This is a genomic window from Pseudotamlana agarivorans (assembly GCF_001642835.1).
GTDB lineage: Bacteria > Bacteroidota > Bacteroidia > Flavobacteriales > Flavobacteriaceae > Pseudotamlana > Pseudotamlana agarivorans.
The window spans coordinates 1-7,928 of the sequence record NZ_LXEI01000030.1; the positions used below are offsets into that span (position 1 = coordinate 1).

Below are 7,928 nucleotides of genomic sequence, written 5' to 3' on the forward strand. Positions count from 1 at the left end.
AGCCTGTTTACTTAGTCCGAGGCATTGATAGAGCCATTTTATTTTGAAAGGTCTTTGCGCTTTTTCTCTATCTCTTTTGCTAATGCTTCGGGCAAGTACTTTTTTGAAAGATGCTCTCCTGTAATGTTCTCGAAGTCGGCAATGACAGACTGCTGAAATTCTTTTACGAATTCCAGTTCTTCTATGCGTTCCTTGAGTTTTTTGATCTGGTCGTTCTTGCTCATACTATTGGATTTATCTTCGAAGTTACTCAATTTCTTGATCCAATACTTAATGGAGCTTCGGGAAATCTTGTACTTATTTGACGCATGATTTACGGAGATCTGTCCATTTGCAATTTCATCAATTATCGAAAGTTTCATATTGAAACTTACTTTTTGATACTTCTTTTTTCGGCAGGAGCGGTTCTTTGATGTTTCCATAGTTAACTAAAAGTGTTTAATTTTTAGTCAACCTATTTTAGGACGAGACGTTTGGGTAAATGTTTTACAACGGTTTCGTGTATAATTAGTGGCGTTATTAAGCACGGAAGTTAGCAAATAAAAAGCGAATAGAATATTCCGCAGGAATATTCGTAAGCAAGCTCGAACTAGCCATTAATTATACACCTTGTTGTAAAACGTTAAATCCAATTCAAATTCGTTATTATTGTTCTATATGTACAGAAAATCGATCTGTAGTCTTTCCTTTTAGAGTCTTTTAAAGTAGTAATTATAATTTTTTTAGTTGTTGGATGTCTTACATAAAATTTAAGTTCACAAAATTTTGATTTAGAACTATTTTTTGAAATTGATTCAATAAAAAATGCTTCTTGCTTATTAATATAATCTTTACCAATTTGAGTTACTTTTTCATTAGTTAATTTCATGCCTAAATCATAATCATAAATATCCAATAGATTGATATTAATATTGTCCAAAATTTCAATTTTTACGATTAAATCGGACAGACTAAAATATTTATTTGGTATAAGTTCTATGATTTGATTGCTATCAGAATTATAAAATAAGATATCGTGACCTCCTGGTTTAACGTAAGAAATAGATTTTATCGAATCAGTTATAGATCTTAAATCAGGTCGTCCATCTGGAAAACAATTGTGGAATACTTCATAATGGTCTTTTAAATTCTTACTTTTATACTCCTTAATTCGTTTTTCTAGAGAATTCCCCTGAGCATTAATTCCAGTACAAAATCCAGAAAACAAAATAATAGAAATAGAAATAAGAGTTTGCTTCATAATGTCTCGTCCTAAAATATGGCTACAGTTAAAAAATGAATTTAAGCAGCTAAATTATAAACCATATTAGGTGTTTTGAAGTCTAAAGATAAGTGTAATCTTATTTCGTTATATAAATTAATTGCATTTTTTGTTGCTCTCTTAGCATGCGCCATACTGTCAAAGGTTTGATCAAGATAAAACTCATTTTTGAGTATGCCGTTAACGCGTTCAGCCATAGCGTTTTCGTAACAATGATTTTCTTCAGTCATGCTAATGCTTATTTTTTTTCTTTTAAGTATTTGTGTGTACACATTACTGCAATACTGAATTCCTCTGTCTGAGTGATGTATGAGTCCTTTAACGTTTTTAGCTTGGTATAGCGCTTTATTAAGTGCTCTTACGCAGCCATTTAACTCCAGGCTGTCACTGAGGTCATAACCAACGATTTTACGAGAATACATATCCGTTATAAGGGCTAAATAACAGAAGCCTTTTATGGTTCTGATGTATGTGATATCACTTACCCAGACTTGATTAGGTTCTGTAACTTCTAGGTCTTTAATGATGTTTTTGTACTTGTAGAATCTGTGCAATGAATTGGTGGTTCTAGTACTGTATTTTTTTCTAAGTGTGAGCATATTGTGTTTTCTAAGGATGTTAAATAAAGTGTCTCTACCTATTTTTAAGTTAGCATTAGTAAACTCTAGGTCTAATGATTTTAAAAGTTTCCTAACGCCTTCTCTAGGAAGGGATTTGCGTCTTTGCTTTACAATTTCGACAACCTTTTGTTCAATCTGTAAACGCTTTTCCTCTCTACGTTTGAATTTGTAGTAGGCATCGCGTTTAACCCCGAAAGATTCTGTAATGGTGTCTAAAGATGCAAATCCCTCAGACTTATCTCTAGATTTAATTAAGGCTTGATATTTAGCTTTTTTTTTAATTCAAGGATGGATTTGTAGCCCAGCTGTTCCGCAGCTACCTCAAGGTATGATTCATCCACAAGGGCGTCGATATCCTTTTTTAAAAGTAGTTTTTTAAGCTGTTCAATTTCCTTTTGTAGCTCTTTAATACGTGTTATTTCATCTTTAGTTTTCACAGTTACTCTTGTGTTCATAAGGTCTTTACGGTTGTATTTTTTAACCCACTCATTAATAGTTGTAGGGGCAATACCGTATGCCTTACCTAATTGATACTTGTTTAGTTTTCCAGTAGTAAGTTCGTCTAAAATTTTCAGTTTAAAAGGTTCTGAATACCGTCTAATTACTTTGTCGTTTTTATACATAATGTTTAAAATTATGTAGCCTTTATTCAGGACGGGTCAAAATTATTGCCAACGGTATTGTGTATGATTAGTTGCGTGTTTTAAGCACTAAAGTTAGCAAATAAATTACAGATAGAAAGTCCGCGAGGACTTTCGTAAGTAGGCTATAACCAAGCAATTAATTATACACGGTGTTAGCGGTTCGTTGTTTTTCTTGTCATTCGGTTTATCCTTTTGAATGTTGCATAAATAGCCATTGCATGTCCGTGTCCTAATTCAAATTCTTTCTTTTCCTCTAACTTCTTAAAGTCGGCAGGTGTCTTTACCGTCTTGACTTTAATGTTGTCGATGTATGCTTGAAACGACATAATATTTAGTTTTTGTTAGATGTTAATTTGTGATAGTAAATATATGAAACAGCTAAAATTCCAAATATGACCAATGGAAAAAAGGTTTTTCCATTAATTCCGTCAACTGCTCCATGACTAATGGTTGCAAAAATAAAGTTGAAAGCAAAACCTGCGTAAGCCCATTCTTTTACTCTTTTAGGAACCTGTGGAATTATTAACGTCAATACACCTAAAATTTTAAAGATAACTAATGTCATTGCAAAATATTCAGGATACCCTAAATGTCTTATTCCTTCCTTAGCTAGTTCTGTTTGCGAGAATAATGCTGGCATTACTCCTTCAAATAAAGCGATGATTATTGTCGCTATCCAAAATATTATTTTATCCTTCTTCATTTTTTACGCTATTATATAGATTTTTTTCATCGTAGTTTAACATCCAGTTATTCCCGAATTTGTCTGTTAGGTCGCCAAACAAAGTACCCCAAAAAGTAGTTTCAATTTTATGATGTGCTACTCCTTCTCTTGAAAGCTTTTCATAAATGTTTCTGATTTCTGCTTCACTGCCGCAATTGATTACCATAGAAGTTGCATTGCCTTTAATAAGTCCTGTTTCTGGTGTCATATCAGAACCCATAATTACAAACGCATCAGTTGTGAGAGTGGAATGCAAAATACATTTTTTCATTTCCTGTGGCATTTTGTTTGCCATTGGTGAACCTTCTACTAGTTGTAGCATTAAGTCACCACCCAGACATTCTTTGTAGAACGTCATCGCTTCACGGCAATTGCCATCGAATGTGAGATAAGAACTGATTTTCATAATTAATTATTTTCTGTATAATTCTTGAAGTTTGTCAAGATGGCCTGCCAACCCTCTCTTTGCATTTCTATTGGGTTTTTTTCTTCAGGGTCAAATATTATTATGACTTCTGTCTGTTCTCCCATATCGTTAAATTCCACAGTAGCAGTTCTTCCCCCAAACTCATAAGTAAAGCTTTTGCGTTTTGAAATTTCAGTATAAACTGCTTCAAAGTCAAAACCAAAACTACCATCTTTGGCCTCCATTCTAGCTTTATATATACCATCTACATTCAAATTGTTTTCTGCATATGGGCAATGCCAACTTGGGTCTGCAAAGTTCCAGTTTACAATATGACTCGGCTCATTGTAATAATCCCAAACTTTACTTATTTCTGCGTTAATGATTTCTGTAACTTTAATTTTTGAATTGCTCATTATATTTATTTTTAAAAATTAATAATACAAAGATGCACCGTTCTTTAAAAATAGATGATGTCGAATAATGACAACTAAAGGGTGATTTACGACATGTTTTAAACTTATATTTGTAATTTTACTTAAAATAGGTTGAAAATGAAGCGAGTTAGCATCCTTGTTCCTGAAAATTCTGTTATGCAGGCCATAGCAGATCCGCAATATCTATTTTCGGCAGTCAATCAATTTATGGTTGTGAGTGGTAGAAAGCCATTGTTTGATGTGCAATTAGTTGGATTAAAAAAGCAAGTAAAATTAAACGAAGGTTTGTTTTCTGTAAACACTTCTCAACTCTTAAAGGATATTGAGACAACAGATTTAATAATAATCCCCGCACTGTTTGGTGATATGAAAACCGCTATTGCATCCAATAGCAAACTTCTACCTTGGATAAAGGACCAGTATAAAAAAGGTACAGAAGTAGCTTCGCTATGTGTGGGTGCATTTCTATTAGCTTCTACCGGTTTACTGAACGGTAAAAAATGTTCGACACATTGGGGTTTTCAAAATGAATTTCGTGAAATGTTCCCTGAAGTTGAAGTCGTAGAAGGACATATTATAACCGAAGAAGAACGACTTTATTCTAGCGGTGGCGCAAACTCGTATTGGAATTTATTACTTTATTTAATCGAAAAATATACGGATAGGGAAACGGCAATATTGGCTTCAAAATATTTTGCCGTTGATATTGACAGGGATAGTCAAGCTACTTTTGCCATGTTTCAAGGTCAAAAAAACCATACTGATAAATCTATTAAATTAGTTCAAGAATATATTGAAACTAACATACAAGAGAGAATCACGATTGACCAGCTGGCCGATTTGGTCTCATTGGGCAGACGAAGTTTTGAAAGACGTTTTAAAATTGCTACCAGTAATTCGGTATTGCAATATATTAATAGAGTTAAAATTGAAACTGCCAAACGGTTTTTTGAATCCAGTCGAAAAAATATAAATGAAGTGATGTATGATGTGGGTTATTCAGATTCAAAAGCATTTCGAGACATTTTCAAAAAAATTACTGGTCTCACACCAATTGAGTACAGGAATAAGTATAATAAAATGTCAGTCCAATAGTGTTTCTATTTCTATATGTCAAAGATAAATTTAGTGGTTGTATTCAATGACCGCTAACGGTCTCGTATAACCGTCAGTTACGGGTTAATATGTGTTAATTTTCGGTTTGGCACTGACGTTAGCAATTCCGCGTGGATTAGGACGTAGTCGAATCCGCTGTAATTGCGGTTATACATTGTTAGGCTCTTTTATAGTTTCGCTATTTCTTCTAACAACTCTGGTGGAAGAGGTCTCAAGAATTCATTATTCCATTGAATTATGATCCTCTCACTGTCAATAAACTTCAGCATATAATTTGATGAGCCATATCCTGCTCCGCCATGGCCAATGGCCAAAGCCTTATTCTCTCCCTTGTAGGGCAAGTTCATAACGCTACAACCATATCCATAAGGTTCAAAATGGGCTCCAAATGGACGTTTGGCTTCTTCAGGAAGTGAATATTTTTGAAACATCAAATCCCAGCTTTCCTTTTTTAATAGTTTATCACTTCCTACAGCAACCATAAATATGTGCAAGTCTTGTAATGTTGATTTTGTTCCTCCATCACCTCGATAGTTGCTATGAGGAAAAGGAGTTGCAGGAGAACCATCCTGAAGGTAGTAAACCGGTGAGCCAGGACCATAAATTGAGGTTGAATTATAGCTGCTAGTCATACCGATAGGGGTAAATATTCTGTTTTTTTGAACATTATAATAGTCAGCATTTCTATATTTCATTATTATCTCCCCCAAGAGTAAGTATCCTGTATTGCTATAATCAAATCCTTGTCCTGGATCAAAATTCAATTCGAGTTGAGCTATTTTATCCAGAACTTCTCTTTGCGGAATAAAAAAGTCAATGTTTCCTTTAATTTGTTCATCAAAATACCCCTTTAAACCAGATCTGTGCGATAATAAATGATGAATAGTTATATCATCTGCTTCGGGGTGTTTAAACCAAGATAAATGCTTCGAAATGGGATCGTCTAGTGCAATTGAGTCCTCTTCAACAAGCTGCAAGGTTAGAATCGCTGTAAACATTTTCCCCATACTGTTTATTACGAATCTGGTTTTGGTTGTATTGGGTATTTCTAAGTTTCGATCTGCCATACCAAAGGCATTCTGGTATATGACATTTTCTCCTTCAGCTATGAGAATGCCTCCATGGATTTTGCCTTCAGCATATAGTCTATGTGCAATTTTATCCAACTTTTGATGATTTGATGGAGTAACCTGAGCTACTGCACTTTGGAAAACAAAAATCAAGACAAATAATTGTGAAAGTTGTTTCATATTATTCTATTTTAATTGAGCCTAACGGTCTTGTATATGGCTCGTAGCGTACAAATTAGCGATAATTTTTTGGTTAAGCACGAGCCGAATTTTTTAATTTTCTTATTACTTTTTCTTTTCAATAAGCCAAATTAAAAAATTTGGCGGACTTCCAAATATGCCTTAACTTCGATTGGTCAACTGACTAGCTATGAGTTATATACGTTGTTACCCACCGTTTTTTACACGTTTCTGATTTTAACAATTCCGCTATTTCCTCCGTGTTTTCAAAATCTCGTCTTTTTAATTGTTGGTTCAAGTTAAAATATCTTTTACCAAAAAGCCCTCTTTTACTGGTTTTTCTAAAATCCGTTTTAATGAACTTTTCTACATAGAAAAATTTGTTGTTTTGCGTAATGTCCCAACCAATATTTTGTTGAGCATCTTTTATCATATTCAAAATATCAGATTTTTGCTTATCAGTTGCAGTTCCGTTCGTTGTTCCAATAATTTGAAGTTCGTCATTTTCCTTTAAATTAGCTGTAATTACATTCTCGATTTTTCCTATTCCTTGAACTGATTTATTGTCATAAATTCCTAAATGTGAGCAATAAGAAAACCCTCTATTTGCTGGGTCGTAATAAACGTTGTTTTTAAAGTTATCTTCTAATGTATAACCACAGGCTACTGTCAGCATACGATATTCGTCTTTTCTTATCAGTCTTGAATTAATACAAAATTCTTCATAGTCATCTATTATCGCAGTTAATTCAAAATCGTAATCTTCAATTACATCTCTAAAAATTGCAACAATTTCTTTAAATGTCGTTGATATAAAAGCGACTTTAAAATTTTTAGAAGTGTTGAATTCTTTGACTTTATCTAATATCCTTTTTCTTTGACTAGAGTTAATGTCAACTGGTCCAAGAGCTAATAAAACTTTTGTAGTTTCAGTTCCAAATGAGTTTAAGTGATTTGCGAGTTGATTGACAGAAAAATTGTCCGCCAATTTGGTTTCAATCGCTATTCTAAAACTTTCTTGGGAAATAAATCCGTCTGGAATTGAATTAACAGCTTTTTCCTGTTGGCTGAAATTCACTCCAACATCTAAATCCAATTCGTCTGCTAATTCGTTAAGTAACAATTTAAATTTAAAAGGTGACTCGTTGTAAAGTCTTGAAAGTAATAAAAGCGTATTATTCGTAACTACATTTTCTGGCTGTGAATATCTTTGGAAATAATGTACTGAACTCATTTATTAGCTGGATTTTTTTTTTTTTTCAAAAATGGTGGGTAACGTTTATGTGTAAGGAACGTTGCGGTTTTGTGTGCGAGGATTTTCCGCAGGAAAATCAGAGTTAGCAAAAAAGCAACAACCTTTAGGCTTAACTAAAATAAGCAATGTTTTTTACACGGTGTTGTGCGTAGTGTTTTTAATTGTAGCCTATCCCATTTTGTAGCCTTCCCTAAAAATGTAGCCTTCCCTAAAAA

11 protein-coding genes are annotated in these 7,928 nt (G+C 33.5%); 1 reads left to right on the top strand and 10 read right to left on the bottom strand.

The features are described from left to right. Window positions 1-38 precede the first annotated feature (38 nt). The 8 genes from A6I66_RS16040 to A6I66_RS16070 all read right to left on the bottom strand — a co-directional run bounded on the left by A6I66_RS16040 (window position 39) and on the right by A6I66_RS16070 (window position 4,071). Window positions 39-422, bottom strand: a complete 384-nt coding sequence (locus tag A6I66_RS16040; protein WP_067151814.1) for a helix-turn-helix domain-containing protein — start codon at window positions 420-422, stop codon at window positions 39-41. 200 nt (window positions 423-622) lie between these two features. Beyond that, entirely contained in the window at window positions 623-1,240 is a 618-nt protein-coding gene (locus tag A6I66_RS16045; RefSeq protein WP_067151817.1) for a hypothetical protein, read from the bottom strand. Between the two features lie 41 nt (window positions 1,241-1,281). Then, a complete protein-coding gene (locus A6I66_RS16050; protein WP_157614273.1) occupies window positions 1,282-2,163 on the bottom strand; it encodes an IS3 family transposase in 882 nt (293 codons plus the stop codon). Beyond that, window positions 2,133-2,504 (bottom strand): transposase, encoded by a 372-nt coding sequence (locus tag A6I66_RS16055; RefSeq protein WP_067151824.1) that lies wholly within the window; start codon window positions 2,502-2,504, stop codon window positions 2,133-2,135. The genes A6I66_RS16050 and A6I66_RS16055 overlap by 31 nt, the downstream gene beginning before the upstream one ends. Window positions 2,505-2,677: 173 nt before the next feature. Next, entirely contained in the window at window positions 2,678-2,851 is a 174-nt protein-coding gene (locus A6I66_RS16695; RefSeq protein ID WP_157614275.1) for a DUF4287 domain-containing protein, read from the bottom strand. A 5-nt stretch (window positions 2,852-2,856) separates the two neighbouring features. After that, window positions 2,857-3,228 carry a DoxX family protein gene (locus A6I66_RS16060; protein ID WP_067151826.1) on the bottom strand — a complete coding sequence of 124 codons (372 nt, stop codon included), beginning with the start codon at window positions 3,226-3,228 and terminating at the stop codon, window positions 2,857-2,859. Beyond that, window positions 3,215-3,655, bottom strand: a complete 441-nt coding sequence (locus A6I66_RS16065) for a VOC family protein (protein WP_067151829.1) — start codon at window positions 3,653-3,655, stop codon at window positions 3,215-3,217. The genes A6I66_RS16060 and A6I66_RS16065 overlap by 14 nt, the downstream gene beginning before the upstream one ends. 2 nt (window positions 3,656-3,657) lie before the next feature. Then, window positions 3,658-4,071 carry an SRPBCC domain-containing protein gene (locus A6I66_RS16070; protein ID WP_067151832.1) on the bottom strand — a complete coding sequence of 138 codons (414 nt, stop codon included), beginning with the start codon at window positions 4,069-4,071 and terminating at the stop codon, window positions 3,658-3,660. Window positions 4,072-4,209: 138 nt separating this feature from the next. Between A6I66_RS16070 and A6I66_RS16075 the strand changes: the two genes are divergently transcribed. Next, window positions 4,210-5,187, top strand: coding sequence for a GlxA family transcriptional regulator (locus A6I66_RS16075; RefSeq protein ID WP_067151834.1), 978 nt, complete (start codon window positions 4,210-4,212; stop codon window positions 5,185-5,187). 188 nt (window positions 5,188-5,375) lie between these two features. Here A6I66_RS16075 and A6I66_RS16080 read toward each other — a convergent pair whose 3' ends face one another. Both A6I66_RS16080 and A6I66_RS16085 read right to left on the bottom strand, forming a co-directional pair. Continuing rightward, on the bottom strand, window positions 5,376-6,458 hold the full coding sequence (locus A6I66_RS16080) for a serine hydrolase domain-containing protein (RefSeq protein WP_067151836.1): 1,083 nt from the start codon (window positions 6,456-6,458) through the stop codon (window positions 5,376-5,378). A 184-nt stretch (window positions 6,459-6,642) separates the two neighbouring features. After that, entirely contained in the window at window positions 6,643-7,692 is a 1,050-nt protein-coding gene (locus tag A6I66_RS16085; protein ID WP_067151839.1) for a hypothetical protein, read from the bottom strand. Window positions 7,693-7,928: the final 236 nt, after the last annotated feature.